The sequence below is a fragment of the Devosia sp. P2_G7 genome (assembly GCF_056403495.1).
Window position 1 is genome coordinate 187,022 of record NZ_JBFUFI010000001.1, and the last position, 15,848, is coordinate 202,869.

16 protein-coding genes are annotated in these 15,848 nt (G+C 66.1%); 6 read left to right on the plus strand and 10 right to left on the minus strand.

The window, feature by feature from the left end; all coding sequences use genetic code 11:
- Positions 1–44 precede the first annotated feature (44 nt).
- Positions 45–590: an AAA family ATPase gene (locus tag AC1DWU_RS01020; RefSeq protein ID WP_477148093.1), complete on the plus strand. Its 546-nt coding sequence runs from the start codon at positions 45–47 to the stop codon at positions 588–590.
- A gap of 53 nt (positions 591–643) precedes the next feature.
- On the opposite strand, the gene AC1DWU_RS01025 is transcribed toward AC1DWU_RS01020, so the two are convergent.
- From AC1DWU_RS01025 to AC1DWU_RS01040, 4 genes are read right to left on the minus strand one after another with little or no spacing between them, the layout of a single operon-like run.
- Positions 644–1,645 carry a Gfo/Idh/MocA family protein gene (locus AC1DWU_RS01025; protein WP_477148094.1) on the minus strand — a complete coding sequence of 334 codons (1,002 nt, stop codon included), beginning with the start codon at positions 1,643–1,645 and terminating at the stop codon, positions 644–646.
- Positions 1,646–1,685: 40 nt separating this feature from the next.
- On the minus strand, positions 1,686–2,465 hold the full coding sequence (locus AC1DWU_RS01030; RefSeq protein ID WP_477148095.1) for an SDR family oxidoreductase: 780 nt from the start codon (positions 2,463–2,465) through the stop codon (positions 1,686–1,688).
- Positions 2,462–3,640 carry a hypothetical protein gene (locus tag AC1DWU_RS01035; RefSeq protein WP_477148096.1) on the minus strand — a complete coding sequence of 393 codons (1,179 nt, stop codon included), beginning with the start codon at positions 3,638–3,640 and terminating at the stop codon, positions 2,462–2,464. The genes AC1DWU_RS01030 and AC1DWU_RS01035 overlap by 4 nt, the downstream gene beginning before the upstream one ends.
- The gene (locus tag AC1DWU_RS01040) at positions 3,637–3,984 is read right to left on the minus strand and encodes a hypothetical protein (RefSeq protein WP_477148097.1); all 348 of its coding nucleotides are present in this window, start codon (positions 3,982–3,984) and stop codon (positions 3,637–3,639) included. Before AC1DWU_RS01040 ends, AC1DWU_RS01035 begins: the two co-directional genes overlap by 4 nt.
- 233 nt (positions 3,985–4,217) lie before the next feature.
- Between AC1DWU_RS01040 and AC1DWU_RS01045 the strand changes: the two genes are divergently transcribed.
- The 5 genes from AC1DWU_RS01045 (at position 4,218) to AC1DWU_RS01065 (ending at position 10,091) form a co-directional block, all read left to right on the plus strand.
- On the plus strand, positions 4,218–5,162 hold the full coding sequence (locus AC1DWU_RS01045; protein WP_477148098.1) for a MurR/RpiR family transcriptional regulator: 945 nt from the start codon (positions 4,218–4,220) through the stop codon (positions 5,160–5,162).
- Positions 5,163–5,213: 51 nt separating this feature from the next.
- Positions 5,214–6,605 carry an L-serine ammonia-lyase gene (locus AC1DWU_RS01050; RefSeq protein WP_477148099.1) on the plus strand — a complete coding sequence of 464 codons (1,392 nt, stop codon included), beginning with the start codon at positions 5,214–5,216 and terminating at the stop codon, positions 6,603–6,605.
- On the plus strand, positions 6,605–6,946 hold the full coding sequence (locus tag AC1DWU_RS01055) for a hypothetical protein (protein ID WP_477148100.1): 342 nt from the start codon (positions 6,605–6,607) through the stop codon (positions 6,944–6,946). The genes AC1DWU_RS01050 and AC1DWU_RS01055 overlap by 1 nt, the downstream gene beginning before the upstream one ends.
- 34 nt (positions 6,947–6,980) lie before the next feature.
- Entirely contained in the window at positions 6,981–8,531 is a 1,551-nt protein-coding gene (locus AC1DWU_RS01060) for an alkaline phosphatase family protein (RefSeq protein WP_477148101.1), read from the plus strand.
- 93 nt (positions 8,532–8,624) lie between these two features.
- Positions 8,625–10,091 carry a M81 family metallopeptidase gene (locus AC1DWU_RS01065; protein WP_477148102.1) on the plus strand — a complete coding sequence of 489 codons (1,467 nt, stop codon included), beginning with the start codon at positions 8,625–8,627 and terminating at the stop codon, positions 10,089–10,091.
- A 1-nt stretch (position 10,092) separates the two neighbouring features.
- Here AC1DWU_RS01065 and AC1DWU_RS01070 read toward each other — a convergent pair whose 3' ends face one another.
- The 6 genes from AC1DWU_RS01070 to AC1DWU_RS01095 form a co-directional block, all read right to left on the minus strand.
- Positions 10,093–10,761, minus strand: a complete 669-nt coding sequence (locus AC1DWU_RS01070) for a phosphatase PAP2 family protein (protein ID WP_477148103.1) — start codon at positions 10,759–10,761, stop codon at positions 10,093–10,095.
- Positions 10,762–10,829: 68 nt separating this feature from the next.
- The gene (locus AC1DWU_RS01075) at positions 10,830–11,846 is read right to left on the minus strand and encodes a class I SAM-dependent methyltransferase (protein WP_477148104.1); all 1,017 of its coding nucleotides are present in this window, start codon (positions 11,844–11,846) and stop codon (positions 10,830–10,832) included.
- Positions 11,847–11,915: 69 nt separating this feature from the next.
- Positions 11,916–12,686: an enoyl-CoA hydratase/isomerase family protein gene (locus AC1DWU_RS01080; RefSeq protein ID WP_477148105.1), complete on the minus strand. Its 771-nt coding sequence runs from the start codon at positions 12,684–12,686 to the stop codon at positions 11,916–11,918.
- Positions 12,687–12,690: 4 nt separating this feature from the next.
- Positions 12,691–13,884, minus strand: a complete 1,194-nt coding sequence (locus AC1DWU_RS01085) for a CaiB/BaiF CoA transferase family protein (RefSeq protein WP_477148106.1) — start codon at positions 13,882–13,884, stop codon at positions 12,691–12,693.
- Between the two features lie 17 nt (positions 13,885–13,901).
- Positions 13,902–14,666, minus strand: coding sequence for an SDR family NAD(P)-dependent oxidoreductase (locus AC1DWU_RS01090; RefSeq protein ID WP_477148107.1), 765 nt, complete (start codon positions 14,664–14,666; stop codon positions 13,902–13,904).
- Complete coding sequence (locus AC1DWU_RS01095) at positions 14,663–15,844, minus strand: aldose 1-epimerase family protein (protein WP_477148108.1); 1,182 nt, start codon at positions 15,842–15,844, stop codon at positions 14,663–14,665. The genes AC1DWU_RS01090 and AC1DWU_RS01095 overlap by 4 nt, the downstream gene beginning before the upstream one ends.
- Positions 15,845–15,848: the final 4 nt, after the last annotated feature.

Below are 15,848 nucleotides of genomic sequence, written 5' to 3' on the forward strand. Positions count from 1 at the left end.
TCCTGCGGCTGCTGCTAAGGACCGGCCAAGGCTGGGAGAGGACGATGCGGTTTGCTGTTACCGGGACGCATGGCAGTGGCAAGTCCACGCTGGCGGACGATTTCGTTGCATCGTACAGCCACTACCAGAGTGTCGGCGAGCCCTACTGGCAGCTTGTGCAGCAGGGCGTCGTGTTCGCCGACGGCCCCAACATCGCCGACCTCGAAGACCAGCTCCGCCAGAGCTGCGAACTGATTTCTGGCATTGAGGGCAAGGATGTGGTGTTCGACCGCTGTCCGCTCGACCTGATCGCCTATCTCGACGTGGTGGCCGCCGCCGAGGGCACCGAGTGGATGCCGGACGGCAAGTTGCTGGGACGGATCGGCCGGGCCTTGTCGCTGCTTGACCTGATCGTCTTCGTTCCACTTAGGGTGCCCGACGAGATCACCGTCGCCATCGAGTATCCAAAGCTTCGCCGTCGGGTGGATGCGCGGCTCAAGGCCATCCTGCGCGACGATGATCTCGGGCTGTTGGCAAAGGGACCGTCGGTCATCGAGGTCACCGGTACGAGGTCCGAGCGGGTTGCGCAGTTGGCGGGCCTCGGCGCCTGAGCAAAACGGGAGGCATGATGCCTCCCGTTTGCAGTTTCGGCGATGTGCCAGGGTTAGCCGACCCGAACCACATTCCCCGTCCGTGCCGACTCCTCGGCCGCCAGCGTCGCCTGTAGCGCGGCCGCGGCGTCCTCCGGCACGCCGATCTTCGGCGTCGTACCGGTCAGCGCGCAGCCCGCAAAATAGTTGAACTCCTCGCGCAGCGCTCCGCCGCGCACTCCGTCGAACATCGGCCAGTAAGTGATATCCGGCGAGTGCAGCTTGTTCGCGTCGACGATGCCGAGCGGCGGGAACGTGTCCTGCACGTGGATGATGCCCTCGGTGCCGATGATCGACATGCGCTCGTCGATATCGAACGGCGTCTGCGTCGGCATGCACCACACCGTTTCGAGCGTCGCCGTAGCGCCGCCGGCGAAGCGGAACATGGTCTGGCCGATATCGGGGTGCTTCAGCCCGCGCACGTCGACGGTCTGCGCATAGGCCGAAACGATCCTGTCGCCGGTGAGCCAGAGCATGATGTCGGTATCGTGGATGGCGTCGCCGACGATCGGGCCGATCTTGTTGAGGATGGTCGGGGTCCACGCCGCCGGGATGTTCCGGCGCGACGACAGCGCCACCACCTTGCCGATGCGGCCCTCGGCGATCGCCTGCTTGGCCATGCGATAGCGCGGGTTGAAGCGCACGATATGGCCGATGAACAGGATACCCTTGGCGCCCTTGGAGGCGGCGATGATCTTGTTGGCGTCCTCCACCGTCGAGGCGATCGGCTTTTCGAGGAACACGTGCTTGCCGGCCTTCAGCGCGGCGATCGCCGGCTCCGTGTGCTGGTCCCACATGGTGCAGATCGAGACCGCATCGATCTCGGGGTCGGCGAGCATGTCGTGATAGTCGCGATAGAGCTTCTTCACCCCGAACTTCTCGCCCATCGCCTGGAGGCGATCCTCGGTGCGGGTGCAGAGCGCCGCCAGTTCCAGGTTGGGCACGCCCACGATGGTCTCGGCGTGGATTTCGCCGAACCAGCCGAGCCCGATGATGCCGATACGCAGCTTGTCCAAAACTATCCCCTCCAAAATGCCAGTGCTGAAAAATGCCAGATCAGAAATCTTCGAGCGTCAGCTCGCGGGACATGACGATGTTGCCCGAGGTCAGCCCGCAATCGACCGGGATCGCCGCGCCGGTGACGGCGCTCGCGGCGTCCGAGGCGAGGAAGGCGATCACCCGCGCCACCTCGTAGGGCTCGACGATGCGGCCGAGCGGATACCAGCGCTCCAGCGTCTTCAGAACGTTCGGATCCTTGGCCTTGCGCTCGTCCCAGATCGGGGTGCGCACCGTGCCCGGCAGCACGATGTTGGCGCGGATGCCGTAGCGGCCATATTCCTGCGCCAGCGAGCGGGTGAGCGAGATCATCGCCGCCTTCGACGCGCTGTAGGCCGGGTCGCCCAGCGCCGCGACGCCGTTGACCGAGCCGACATTGACAATGTTGCCCGAGCGCCGCTCGACCATCTGCGGCAGCACCGCGTGGGCGCAGGCGTAGGCGCCGCCGGCGTTCGCCGCCATGTCCTCGTCCCAGCCCGCCGGGTCGGTCTTGGCGAAGGTGGCGTGGCGCGAGATGCCGGCATTGTTGACGAGCACATGCACCTCGCCGAAGCTCTTGAAGGCCGCAGCGACCGAGGCAGCGTCGGCGACATCGGCCACCGCCGGCTGCACCGTGATGCCGTCCTTGCCCAGCGTTTCGGCCAGCGCGTGCACCTTGTCGTTGCGATCGAGCGCCGCGATGGTCGCGCCCTCCTCGCCGAAGAAGCGGCAAAGCCACTGGCCGATGCCGCCCGCCGCGCCGGTGATCGCGATGGTCTTGCCGGAAAATGCGCCGCTCATGTGAACTCCCTCAATGCCTCGCCGATCCAGCCGAGATTGGCCCGGCGCAGATGGCCCCAGTTGTAGAACGCCAGTTCGTCGACCCCTCCGGCCCGGAGCGCCGCGACAGCGGCGAGGAACTCGGCCTTGTTGCCGAGATCCGGATGCGAGGGCCGCAGAATGCCGCGCAGCGCCGCGCTCGCTGGCAGGCGCCGGCGGATGTCGAACAGGTCGGCCTTCACGCGCATGGTGCTCGGCTCATAGAAGCAGGCCTCGATGATGCCGGTCGCCTCGGCCAGCGCCGCGAGGTCGCTACCCTCGTACCAGGCGCCCCCGGTGGGGCGGGCGACCGATGGGATCACCGCGATCGGCACTTCCTTGCGGACGGCAGCGCGGATTTCGGCAACCAGCGAGGTGACGACGCCGGCGCGGAAATGCAGGTAGCGGTTGAGATCGCCGGCGGCGACGATATCGGCCCGCCAGAACGCCTCGGCCATATCGGGCGGAAAGTCGATGTCGCTATCGAGATAACGCGTGATATCGGCCGCAACCTGCGCCTTGAGCCGCTTCGCATCGATCCCCGCATTCTCCGCCCCGGCGACGCAGTGCTCGCAGAAGCAGAGCCCGAGCATGTTCTCGAGCCAGAGGTTCGACTGCAGCAACGCGAACTCATGGTGATAGCCGTGCGCATAGGGGGCGAACCCTGGCGCTTCCAGCGACAGCCCCGACACGTCGTAGCGCGTGCTGACATCGGTCGCGAGACCGATGGCATAGGCCCGCGCTTCCGGCGCCGAGGGGCAGAGGTTGTAGATGTACGGATCGCCAAAGGCGTTGCGCACCACGTTGTCCGGGTGTGCCGCGCCGAGCTGCGAATTGTGCAGCAGCACCAGCCAGACATTGGTGGCGACATCCTTGCGCGCCGTCAGCTGGCGCAGGATATCGGTCTGGCTGAGGATCGAGTTGGCGATCGGCTTGATGGCGCCATAGCGGCTGGGGTCGGCGTTGAAATACACCGTACCGTCCTCGAGCATCGCCACCTTGCCGTTGATGCCATGCGGACGGAGGAACTTGCCGGCATGGTAGCTGCCCGCAATGGTGACGGTGTCGAGCCCCAGCCCGCGGAACTCGTCGATCGCAGCGGGAACGCCGGCCTCGGCGAGATCCCAGGCGTAGGTGTAGATCGCCCTGTAGCTCAATTCCCGAACCACCCGTCCTTGAGGTAGCGCATATACTCGAACACCATGCCGTGCTTTTTGACGAACACCACCTCGAGGAAATCGCCGACGATGAACGGCGGGATCAGCACTTCGACGCCGGGCTCCGCGAGGTGCGGCGCGAGGTCGTCGACCCGATAGGCGACGTGCGGGTTGTCGCGCACTGCCGCCGGCACGGTGCTGTCCGGCTCGTAGCGCAGGAACTCGATATGCTCGGGGTGGTGGCGCGGATTGGTGACCCAGATGCGGCTCGCCTCAACCCAGTCCTCGCTAGGCTGCGGCACTGTCGTCGTGATCCCCACATGGTCGAACTCGAATGTCGCCATGACGCTGCTCCCCTGCCCTAACTCCCCAATCCTGAAATCATGTTACAGAACCTAAGGGGTCGCAACCGGATTCTGCACTGCCAGCCAAAAGTCTGAAACAGAACGGGCTTTGCTGCGCCGTTGGCACGTTTCGGACAGACAGCCGCCGTTCCACACTGTGGACCGATCGGTCACCGGGCTGGCCACATCCGATGCAATGATGTAATTCAATTTCAGGACTGGAGCAGCTCAGCATGGCCAAACGCCGCGCCACGAGGACCGAAATCGATGAGCCCGCCATCGACATCGTCTCGCGTATCCAGCGGGTCGAGCACGAGCTGTCGCCCGCCGAGCGGCAGGTGGCGGCGGCAGTACAGCTCGATTTCGAGGCGGCGACCCGGCTGACCATCGCCGATCTGGCGAACAAGGCCGGCGTCAGCCAGCCCACCGTCACCCGCTTCTGCCGCTCGGTCGGCTGCGTCTCGTTCAACGATTTCAAGATCCGCCTCGCCAGCACCATGACCGTAGCGGCGGTGTACCTGCGCTCCGATCGGGTGTTTTCCGACGATGTCGGCCAGCTCGCCCAATCGGTGATGCTGCGCGCCGCCAACGCGGTGCGCGCCTGCCTCGACCAGCTCGACACCGCCTCGGTTGGCCGCGCCATCGACGCCATCGCCGAGGGGCGGCGGCTCGACATCTACGGCCAGGGCGGCGGCTCGGCGGTGATGGCCGAGGACGCCAAGCTCCGGCTGTTTCGGCTCGGCATCCCGGTCGCTGCCTATACCGATGGCCACCAGCAGCGCATGTCGGCCTCCACCCTGCAGCCCGGCGACGTGGCCTTCGCCATCTCCAACAGCGGCCAGTCGAAGGCGGTGGTCGAGGCGATCCAGATCGCCGCCTCGTTCGGCGCCACCACCATCGCGCTAACCCGCCCCGGCACGCCGCTGGCCAAGGCCGCCGGCATCGTCATCCCCATCGTCATCGCCGAGGACGACAACGTGCTGATGCCGACCACCTCGCGCTACGCCCACATGGCGGTGATCGACACGATCGCCTCGGGCGTCGCGCAGAAACTTGGAGCCCGCGGCCGCGAGGCGCTGCGCCGGGTGCGTTACACCCTCACCTCGATCGGCGTCGCCATTCCGACGCCCTCGACCGACCCGACCAAGCTGATGCAGACACTGAAGCCGCACGAGTAGCGGCTCGCGATCGTTGTCGCTATGGTGCGCCCGCACCATATGTGAGGCCTGATGTTCCTCTCGGTTTTCGACGTCTTCAAGATCGGCATCGGGCCATCGAGCTCGCACACCATGGGGCCGATGACGGCCGCCAACCGGTTCCTCGACGAACTCCGGACCGGCGACTGGCCGCGCCCGCGCACCGCCGTGGTGACTTCGCTGAAGGCGAGTCTCCATGGCTCACTGGCCTTCACCGGCGTCGGCCATGGTACCGGCCGCGCCGTGGTGCTGGGGCTTTGCGGCCTCGCACCCGACACCGTCGATCCCGACAGGATCGATGCGATCGTCGCTGAGGTCGAGGCCGAGGGCATGGTGCACCCCGAGGGGCACCCGGCCTATCGTTTCCGCCCGGCGCAGGACCTGATCTACGACAAGAAGGAGCGGCTGCCCGGGCACACCAACGGGCTGCAGTTCTATGCCTACGACGCCGACGGCACGCTGCTGCTGCGGCGGGTCTACTACTCTATCGGCGGTGGCTTCGTCGTCAGCGAGGCCGAGCTGGCGCGCGGCGAGGTGAAGGCCGATGCGGTCGCGGTGCCCTACCCGTTCGGCGATGCCGAGGAGATGCTGGCCATGGCCCGCGACTCCGGCCTCTCGATCGCCCAGATGAAGCGCGCCAACGAGGAGGCGCGGATTGGCCGCCGCGCCCTCGAGCAGGGGCTCGACCGGCTGTGGTCGGCGATGGATGGCTGCATCGAGCGTGGGCTACGCACCGACGGCATCATGCCGGGCGGTCTCAACGTCAGCCGGCGCGCCAAGGCGATCCACCAGCAATTGCAGGACGCCTGGCAGCGCAACGAACTCGGGCCGCTCGCCGGCAATGACTGGCTCAGCGTTTTCGCCATGGCGGTGAACGAGGAGAACGCCGCCGGCAGCCGCGTGGTGACGGCGCCCACCAATGGCGCGGCCGGCGTCATCCCCTCGGTGCTCAAGTACCACCAGCAGTTCGAAGCCGGCGCCTCGCGCGCCAGCATCCACGACATGCTCCTGACCGCCGCCGCAGTTGGTGGCATCATCAAGCACAATGCCTCCATCTCGGGCGCCGAAGTCGGCTGCCAGGGCGAGGTGGGGTCGGCCTCGGCGATGGCCGCGGCAGCGCTCTGCGCCGCGATGGGCGGCACCCCCGCGCAGGTGGAGAATGCCGCCGAGATCGCGCTCGAGCACCATCTCGGCATGACCTGCGACCCGGTCGCCGGGCTAGTGCAGATCCCCTGCATCGAGCGCAACGCCTTTGGTGCGGTGAAGGCAGTGACCGCTGCCTCCTTGGCGATGAAGGGCGACGGCACGCATAAGGTGTCGCTCGATGTCTGCGTCGAAACCATGCGCCAGACCGGCCAGGACATGTCCGAGCGCTACAAGGAAACCAGCCAGGGCGGCCTCGCCGTCAACGTGCCGGCCTGCTGATGCCGAGCCCAACCTACGAGCTGTTTCGCGAGGCGATGGCCGGCAAGAAGCAGGTCGTCTGCGTGTATCGCGGACGTCGACGAGAGGTCTGCCCGGTGATCCTCGGCCACACAGACGGGGAAGAAAAGGCGCTCTCCTACCAGTTTGCCGGCGAGAGCAATTCCCGATTGCCGTCGGAGGGCGAGTGGCGCTGCCTGACGCTGAGCATGGTCAGCGAGGTCGAGCTCCGCGATGGCCCGTGGCTCACCGGCGGTAGCCATTCGGCCTCGCAGTCCTGCGTCCGCGACGTCGATTTCGACGTCAATCCCGATAGCCCCTACTCCCCGAAACACCGACTTTAGGGCATCAATGCCCGCGAGTTTCGCGAGAGCCCGAATGACCGACCGCCCCAACATCCTCCTGATCTGCGCCGACCAGTGGCGCGGCGACTGCGTCTCGGCGCTCGGGCACCCGAATGCGAAAACCCCGAACCTCGATGCGCTGATGGCCGACGCGGTGACCTTCACGCGGCATTTCGGCCAGTGCACGCCCTGCGGCCCGTCGCGCACCAGCCTCCTCACCGGGCAGTACCTGATGAACCACCGCTCGGGGCGAAACGGCACGCCGCTCGACCGGCGCCACACCAATATCGCGCTCGAGGCGCGCAAAGCCGGCTACGATCCCGCCCTGTTCGGCTACACCGACACCACCCCCGATCCGCGTGGGCTGCATCCCAACGACCCGGCGCTCACTGCCTATGACGAAGGGGTGATGCCGGGGTTCTCGACCCCGCTGCACCTGCCCGAGGACATGGACCAGTGGGTCTCCGACCTGATCTCAAAAGGCTACGACCTACCGAACGGCCGGCACGATGTGTTCCGCCCGCGAAAAGGGTTCGAGAAGCCGGCGGATCGCGGCTTCCGTTTCATCCCCCCCGTGTTCAAGGCCGACGAAAGCGAGACCGCCTTCCTCACTGACGAGTTCCTCAAGTGGCTGCTGGTGCGGCGCGATAAGCCGTGGTTCGCGCATTTCGTGTTCTACCGTCCGCACCCGCCGCTGATCGCGCCCGAGCCGTACAACGCCATGGTGCACCCGGATGACGTCGAGTTCCCGGTGCGCGCCGCCACGCCGGCTGAGGAAGGGCGACAGCATTCGCTGCTCGATTTCGTCATCGAAACGCTACGCCAGCCCAGCACTTATGACGAGCACAACCCGCAGGATCTCGTCGCTGCCGACGAGCTCGAGATCCGCCAGATGCGAGCGACCTATTACGGGCTGATCGCCGAGGTGGATGCGCAACTGGGGCGGATCATCCAGCACCTCAAGGACACCGACCAGTACGACCGCACGCTGATTGTCGTCACCTCCGACCACGGCGAAGTGCTGGGCGAGCACTACGTGTGGGGCAAGGAGATCTACTTCGATCCGGCCTTCCACCTGCCGCTGGTGATCCGCGATCCGCGGCCCGCGGCCGATGCGGCTCGCGGCCGGCGCGTCACCGAGTTCACCCAGGCGATCGACGTGATGCCCACGGTGCTCGACTGGCTCGGCCTCGACATTCCGCGCAGTTGCGATGGCGCCTCGCTAGCGCCATTCCTCCGTGGCGAGACCCCACGGGACTGGCGCGACGCGGTGTACTTCGAGCACGATTTCCGCGACGTCCGCACGCAGAAGCCCGAGACCGCGCTGGGCATTGTGTCCGACCAGTGCGCCTACGCGGCGATCCGCGACGAGAAGTTCAAGTACGTGCACTTCGCGGCGCTGCCGCCACTGCTGTTCGACATCGCCAAGGATCCGCATGAGCAGGTGAACCTCGCCGATGATCCGGCCTACACCGATGTGGCGCTCTATTATGCCCGCCGCATGCTCGACTGGCGGCTGAGTTCGGGCGAGCGGGAACTGACCAATATGTCGGTGGGAGCTGGCGGGTTGTTCGTCCGCAAGTAGCGATGTTCCGCGCGGCGGAACCGGCGGCGATTGACCCTGTGGCAGCGGGCTTCCAAGGTTAGGGCGACCCGTTCCGCAGGAGTCGCCATTCCCATGCGCCTGTTCATCGCCACCCTCGGCACCGAGACCAGCACCTTCGCCTCGTTCCCGACCGGCATCGACGACTTCAAGGAGTGCTTCTGGGCCGATGGCAATATCGAGACCGTGCCGACCTCACCCTGGTCCGCGCCAGGACAGATCTGGCGCCGTCGCGGCCTCGAGCGCGGCTGGGAGGTGATCCAGAGCCTCTTCGCCTTCGCAAACCCGGCCGGGCCGACCATCAAGGCCGACTACGAGGCGATGCGCGACCGCATCCTCGATGACCTCCGCGCCGCCGGCCCGGTGGATGCGGTGCTCTATTACCTGCACGGCGCGATGATCGCCGACGGCTACGACGACTGCGAGGGCGACCTGGTGAAGCGCACCCGCGAGCTGGTGGGCAAGGACACCCGCATCGGCATCGAGCTCGACCTGCATGGCCATATCGACAACACCCTCGTCGACAACGCCGACATCATCGTCATCTACAAGACCTACCCGCATATCGACCACGCCGAGCGCGCCGAGGACCTGTTCGCCCTGATGGAGCGCACGCTCAAGGGCGAGATCGAACCTAAGATGGCGCTGTTCGACTGCAAGACCATGGGCCTCTTCCCGACGACCATGGACGGCCCGATGATCGCCTTCACCCAGTCGCTCTATGACGGCGAAGGCAAGGACGGCGTGCTGTCGCTATCGCTGAACCACGGCTTCCCCTGGGCCGACGTGCCACTGGCCGGCGCCAAGATGCTGGCCGTTGCCGACCGCGACCAGGCCATCGCCGACCGCGCGGCGAAACAGTATGGCGAGGCCTTCTACCGCATACGGGCCTCGGCGACGCTGCCCTTCACCTCATTTAAGGAGGCGATCGAGCAGGCCACGATCAAGGGCGACAAGCCGCTGCTGATCGCCGACACCTCCGACCAGATCGGCAGCGGCGCGCCGGGTGACACCACCCATGTGCTGAAGGCCTTCATCGACGCCGGCATCCGCAACGCCGTGGTGGCGCCGCTGTGGGATCCCTCGGCGGTCAAGATCTGCTTCCAGGTTGGCGTTGGCGCGAAGCTGAAGCTCAGGATCGGCGGCAAGTTCGAGCCGCATTCCGGCCCACCCCTCGATGCCGAGGCCGAGGTGCTGTTCCTCAAGCGCCACGCCCACCAGGACCACCTGCCCGGCGAGCGCATCGAGATCGGCGACGTCGCGGTGGTGCGGGTCGAGGGCATCGAGGTGCTGCTGACGACGCTGCGCACGAACCTCTATTCGCTGAGCTTGTTCTCGCTGCACGGCATTGCGTTCGACGACAAGCAGGTCGTCTCGATCAAGAACCTCTACAAGCACAAGGACCTGTTCGTGACCAACACGCGGGGCCAACTGTTCGTCGCGACGCCGGGGACGAGCAACCCGAACTGGCATGAGCTGCCGTTCAAGCGCCTCACCCGGCCGATCTGGCCGCTGGACGCGGACCCGCTGGGATTGGACTGAACTAGCCGCGCTCCTTGGCCCGTTCCCTGACGAAGTGCGCGGCGGTGGTGCAGAGCAGCGCCCAGGCCGCGCCCAGCGACCAGCCGGCCAGCACGTCGGTGGGGTAGTGCACGCCGAGATAGATGCGGCTCACTCCTACCAGCACGGTGAGGAGGATCGCGGTGGCGATGTAGAACAGCTTCAGCCACCGCTCGGGCGTTGCTTCGGCTAGCATGGCGCCGATGGTCAGGAACACTACCGCCGAGACGGTGGCGTGGCCGCTCGGAAAACTGGCGGTGAACACCTGGGCCACCCCGGTGAGGTCTGGCCGCGGCCGGTCGAACAGCGCCTTCAGCACGGTGCTGATGACGGTGCCGCCGACCACGGCGAACACCATGAACCAGCCGGTGCGGTGCTTGCCCACCAGCAGCAGATAGGCAAACACGACGAGGACGATAATGCCCAGTACCGAGAAGCTGCCGAGCGAGGTCACATCGCGCACCGCTTCCTCGAACCATGCTGGCCCGATCGGATCGGCCGGATCGCCGGGCGTACGCAACGCCATCAGCACCGCGTTGTCGAGGTCGAGCGTATCGCCTTCCACCACCTCGTCGGCAAGCAGGCCGAACCCGCCGAGCAGCGCTGCAACGGCGAGCGCGCCGGCATAAACGGTGGAGGGCGTCTTGTGCATGGGTTCCCTGTGCGAAGCAGCTGCAGACTAGCCAACAGGTGGTGTTGCGGCCAGCCGCATGCCAGCCGCTACTTCCTGGCGAGAAGAACCTTGAAGCTGCCGTTCTCGGCCAGGACGGACGTAGTCGAGAAGGATGATCGCAACTCCCGCTCGTAGGGCAGGTGCCGGTTCGCCACGCAGACGAGATGGCCGCCAGTGCGAAGTGCCTCGGCGGCGACGCTCAGGAACCTGACCCCCAGATCGACATCCTGCGCGCCTTCCCGATGGAACGGCGGATTGGTGACCACCCAATCATACTTGCCGCGGCCGACGCCATCGCGGACATCGGACCAGTGATAGCCGACCGAGCGTCCGGCCGCCGCTGCCGCCAGATTGTCTTCGGCAAGGTCCAGCGCCAGCTTTTCCGCCTCGAACATATCGAGCTGCCGGATACGATCATAGCGGCTCAGCAGCGACGCGCTGAGGTATCCCCACCCTGCCCCCAGATCGGCAACCACCCCCTCGATGCCTCGCGGCAGGTTGGCGAGAAGAAAGTCCGATCCGGGATCGATCCGGTCCCAGCTGAAGATGCCCGGAACTGACTTGAACGCACCGCCGGCGATCGGCTTCGGCTCGCCGAGTGACAACCATTCGGTCCAGGTCTGGTCGCGGTCGCCATCGGCGCTTCGCGTCATCCAGAAGACTCGGCACTTGGCCTTGGAGACGCGCCCCCGGATCTCGGTAAGCCTGGCGACCGCCTTTTCGTAGGTGGCGGCTCCGATGGTATTCTGCCCGGCGCAGACGAGGGTTCCGCCCGGAGCGAGATGGGAGTGGCCGCGAGCGATGTTAGCGTAGTTTTCCAGCCGGTGCGGCGTCAGCACGCAAAGCCCGACCTCATAGGTGCCCTCTAGCCGGGTCGTCACCCTGAGGCCGCCACTCCGCATGCGCTCGTAGGCCGGCTTGTAGGTTTGTTCCCCGACCAGCTCCTGGCCGAACGTCTGCTTCAGCGATGCACTGAAATCGCCCCGAAGCACGAAGGCGTTCTTCGGCTCAATCAGGCCATCCTGAAAGGGGATGGTAAGTACGTCGAAAACGCTCTGGCTCATCCCGCTTCCACTTGGCCGCCGCCAAAGCGGACATGCGCGGAACATACATATCGGTCGGGCCGATGACCATTACCGCCGGTTGAATACCGGGGTGCGCTTTTCCTTGAAGGCGGCGCGGCCCTCGCGGGCGTCTTCGGTGGCAAAGCAGATGGTCTGAAGGTCGCGCTCGTAAGTGATGGCGTCGGCGATCGACATTTCCCACGCGGCGCGCAGGTTGAGCTTGGCTGTCTCTGCGGCGATGGGCGCGCGAGCAGCGATGGCAGCGGCGATCTTCCTGGCCTCGGTGAGGAGATCGGCCTGCGGGACGACGCGGCTGACGAGGCCCCAGCGCTCGGCGGTTGCAGCATCGATCGGGTCGCCGGTCATGATCATCAGCGCGGCATTGGAGGGACCCACTGCGTGGGCGAGGTTGACCGCCATGCCGCCGCCGCCGATCCAGCCGAGCTTGATCTCGGGGGCGGCAAAGCTGGCGTTCTCCGAAGCGATGCGGATATCGCAGGTCATGGCGGTTTCGAGGCCACCGCCGAAGGCGTAGCCGTTGACCGCGGCGATCGAGGGCTTCAGCAGGGCGCGAATGGCATCGCAATAGTCTGGGCGATTGCGGAACGCCCACGGCGTCTCGTAGTCGTCGAGGGTGCGGATGTCGGAGCCGGCGCAGAAGGCCTTCTCGCCGGCCCCGGTCAGGATGACGCAGCGGATCTGGTCGTCGATGTTGAACGCATTGACGGCAGCAACCAGCGCATTGGCCATCTCGGGCGTCATGGAGTTGAGCTTTTCGGGCCGGCTGATGGTGATGATGCCGATGTGACCGTCGCGCTCGACGAGGATGTTGTCGCTCATGCGCTCATGCTCCGTTCTCTGCCACCGCGCCCTTGGCTAGTAGCCGCTCGATGGTGGCGTCGTCGTAACCGGCCTCGAGCAGCACGTCGCGGCTGTGCTGGCCGGTGACCGGCGCGCCACGCTCTACCTTGCTCGGGGTCTTGGAGAACCGGATTGGGAAGCCCGGGGTCTTCACATGACCCTCGGTCGGGTGGTCGTACTCGACGAAGGTGCCGTTGTGCTTGATCTGCTCGTCTTCGACGAGGTCGGCATAGCCGTAGACCGGGCCGCACCAGATGTCGGCGGCACGCAGCAGTTCCAGCCACTCGGCGCTGGTCTTGGTCTTCAGCCGGTCGCGGGTCTTCGAAAAGATCTCGTCGCGACGGGTCCAGGTGTCCACCTCGTCGTCCATATCGAGGAAGCTCGGCTCGCCGATGGTCTGGCCGAGATTGGCGAGCTTGGGGAAGGCGACGATGATGAAGCCGTCCGAAGTGGCGAAGGCGCCGTAGGGCGCGCGGATATAGACATGGGCGTGCGGCTCGGCGGAGCGGACCTGCGGCTTGTTGCCGACGGTGAAGACCGACAGTTCCTGCATCTGGATGGTGGTGATGGCGTCGAGCATGTTGACCTGCACCAACTGGCCCTCGCCGGTCCGCTCGCGATGCAGCAGTGCAGCAAGCGCGCCCTCGAAGGCGGTGTAGGCGGTGATGCCGTCGACCAGATACTGGCCCGCCGCGTTGGGCGGCTCGCCCTCGCGGCCGGCCGACAGCATGGCGCCGGACATGCCCTGCAGCACCAGGTCCTGCCCAGGGCGGTTGAGGTAGGGGCCATCCTCGCCGTAGCCGGAGATCGAGACGTAGACGAGACGCGGGTTGATCTTCGACAGCGTTTCGTAGTCGACGCCGAGGCGCTTGGCGACGCCTGGGCGATAGTTCTGCAGGAACACGTCGGCGGTCTTCACCAGTTCAAGCAACACGGCCTTGCCATCGGGGTCCTTGAGGTCCACGGCAAGCGAGCGCTTGTTGCGATTGAGCGAGAGGAACGAGACGTTGACCTTGTTGCCGCGGGCGCCGCCGGCAGCGGTGTGGCGCTGCCACTCGCCGGTCACCGGCTCGACCTTCACCACATCGGCGCCGAGATCGCCCAGACGCTGTGCCGCAAACGGGCCGGCCATGGCGATGGAGCAATCTAGGACGCGATAGCCGCTGAGGATACCCATGACGTGGTCTTTCGGTGTTAGTGCATGACCCAGCCACCATCGACGTTGATGGTCTGGCCGGTGATGAACGAGGAGGCGTCGGAGGCGAGGAACATCAGGATGTTCGAGATATCCTCGGGCGTGCCGCGGCGCTGGATCGCCTGGTGGTCGTAGATGCGCTTCTCGTAGGCGGCGAGATCGGGGTGGATCTTTTCAGCATCGGTCGGGAAGGCGCCGGGCGAGACGGCATTGGCGGTAATGCCGTATTTGCCGAACTCGCGGGCCCATGAGCGGGCGAGCCCGACCAGCGCCGCCTTCGACTGCACGTAAGGTGTGAGATCGGACCAGCCGCCCGAGAGGGTGACCGAGGCGATGTTGATGATGCGGCCACGGCCGGTGGCTTTCATGTGCGGCAACGCCACCTGCACGCAGACAATACCGGCATCGACATTGATGCGCTGGACCAGCTGCATCTCTTCGATCATGTACTGCTCGAACGGTTTTGACGGATAGATCGCGGCGTTGTTGATGACGATGTCGAAGCCGCCGACTTCGGCGGAGAGCTTCTCGAGGCCGGCGCGAAGGCCCGCGAGATCGGAGAGATCGAGTGTGCCGACGGTGAGGCCATCGAGGCCGGCCGCTGCTTCCCGCAGCGCTGCCACCTTCTCGGCATTGTTGTCGATGGCGACGACCCGGGCACCGGTCTTGAGGAAATTGACCGTGGTCTGCAGCCCGAGGCCGCCGGCGGCGCCAGTGTAGAGAATGGTCTTGCCGGCAATGGAGCCGAAGTGATCGCCACTCATGACCGCCCCGCTATCAGCAGGTGGTTGTTGGACGGCGTCGGGTAGTCGTCGTCCGGCTGGCCGGAGATAGCGCGGATGCGGGCTTCCGAGGCGGCGATGGCGGCAGCATCGGGCAGGACGCGGAACGTCGTGTCGTAGCGACGCTCGTCGCCATGCTGCAGCCAGATCATCTCGCCGCGATCTCGGGCCGCCTGGTTGCCGAGCACGTGGTGGGTCGAGGGCTCAATGCCGAGCGCATACTGGCCGGCTTGCAGGTTCTGCCACTCATAGAGGCAGGGGAACTGGTCCTTGCGGGTGGTCACTTCGAAGCCGAGGCCTATCCGGTCGTTGACCAGCGCCACGTGCTGCTCGCCATTGGCATCGGCGCCGAGCTCGTGCTGCCACACCTGTTCGTGGAAATCGTGCTGCGGTGCCGGCAGGGTGCGATAGCCGACGCCCTGCTTGCGGTAGCTGTCCCCGGCGTGGGCGGCCCAGACCACGTCCTTGATTGGCGCGAGGTAGCGCGAGCCCTCATCGAGCACCGGGTGGGCGACGTTGATGTGGTAGCAGTACATGTGCGGCGTCTTGTAGAAGCCGTGATTGGCGACGTGGTCACTGAGGCGGATCTCGTTGCCGCCAACATCGGCCTCGATGCGGCGGATCAGGTGCAGGTCCTCGCCGAACACGGCGGATTGCTGCACGACGCCCTCGGCCCAGAGGATGCAGCGCTCACCCTCCCAGCGCTCGCCATAGCCGGTCAGGCGCGCGGGAATGGTGCCGACGCGGCCATGCAGCGAGTGCTTCACGGTCTGCTTCGGCGAATAGACGTAGGTCTCGGCCGACACCTCGTTCATGAACAGGATGTGGTCGAGGCCGCAGGTGACCAGTAGCCCCGAGAACGAGCGCGCCCAAGCGAGCCCGCCCTCCCCTTCGTACTCGTGGAGGCCCGGATGGCGGAACCCCGCGGGGGAGTGCCAGCCGATGGCCCGACCATTGTGCTCGCAATCGGCGATGTCCATGGCGCGATCGACCAGCACGGTGAAGCGCAGGCCCGAGCCGGTGCGGAACTCGAGCAGGCGGATGCCGCGCTCGACGCCATCCTCGAGTGTCATCAGGCGGACGCCTGCGAACTGCGAGAGCATGCCCGAACGTTCAGCGACGGCGCGGCGCGTGAGCGTCTCCTGGTAGAGATCGACCAACAGG

Coding starts and splice junctions, on each gene's coding strand:
- AC1DWU_RS01055 (WP_477148100.1), top strand. CDS start 6,605: ATGCCGAGCCCAACCTACGAGCTGTTTCGCGAGGCGATGGCCGGCAAG.
- AC1DWU_RS01070 (WP_477148103.1), bottom strand. CDS start 10,761: ATGCACAAGACGCCCTCCACCGTTTATGCCGGCGCGCTCGCCGTTGCA.
- AC1DWU_RS01065 (WP_477148102.1), top strand. CDS start 8,625: ATGCGCCTGTTCATCGCCACCCTCGGCACCGAGACCAGCACCTTCGCC.
- AC1DWU_RS01085 (WP_477148106.1), bottom strand. CDS start 13,884: ATGGGTATCCTCAGCGGCTATCGCGTCCTAGATTGCTCCATCGCCATG.
- AC1DWU_RS01040 (WP_477148097.1), bottom strand. CDS start 3,984: ATGGCGACATTCGAGTTCGACCATGTGGGGATCACGACGACAGTGCCG.
- AC1DWU_RS01050 (WP_477148099.1), top strand. CDS start 5,214: ATGTTCCTCTCGGTTTTCGACGTCTTCAAGATCGGCATCGGGCCATCG.
- AC1DWU_RS01030 (WP_477148095.1), bottom strand. CDS start 2,465: ATGAGCGGCGCATTTTCCGGCAAGACCATCGCGATCACCGGCGCGGCG.
- AC1DWU_RS01075 (WP_477148104.1), bottom strand. CDS start 11,846: ATGAGCCAGAGCGTTTTCGACGTACTTACCATCCCCTTTCAGGATGGC.
- AC1DWU_RS01080 (WP_477148105.1), bottom strand. CDS start 12,686: ATGAGCGACAACATCCTCGTCGAGCGCGACGGTCACATCGGCATCATC.
- AC1DWU_RS01045 (WP_477148098.1), top strand. CDS start 4,218: ATGGCCAAACGCCGCGCCACGAGGACCGAAATCGATGAGCCCGCCATC.
- AC1DWU_RS01060 (WP_477148101.1), top strand. CDS start 6,981: ATGACCGACCGCCCCAACATCCTCCTGATCTGCGCCGACCAGTGGCGC.
- AC1DWU_RS01090 (WP_477148107.1), bottom strand. CDS start 14,666: ATGAGTGGCGATCACTTCGGCTCCATTGCCGGCAAGACCATTCTCTAC.
- AC1DWU_RS01020 (WP_477148093.1), top strand. CDS start 45: ATGCGGTTTGCTGTTACCGGGACGCATGGCAGTGGCAAGTCCACGCTG.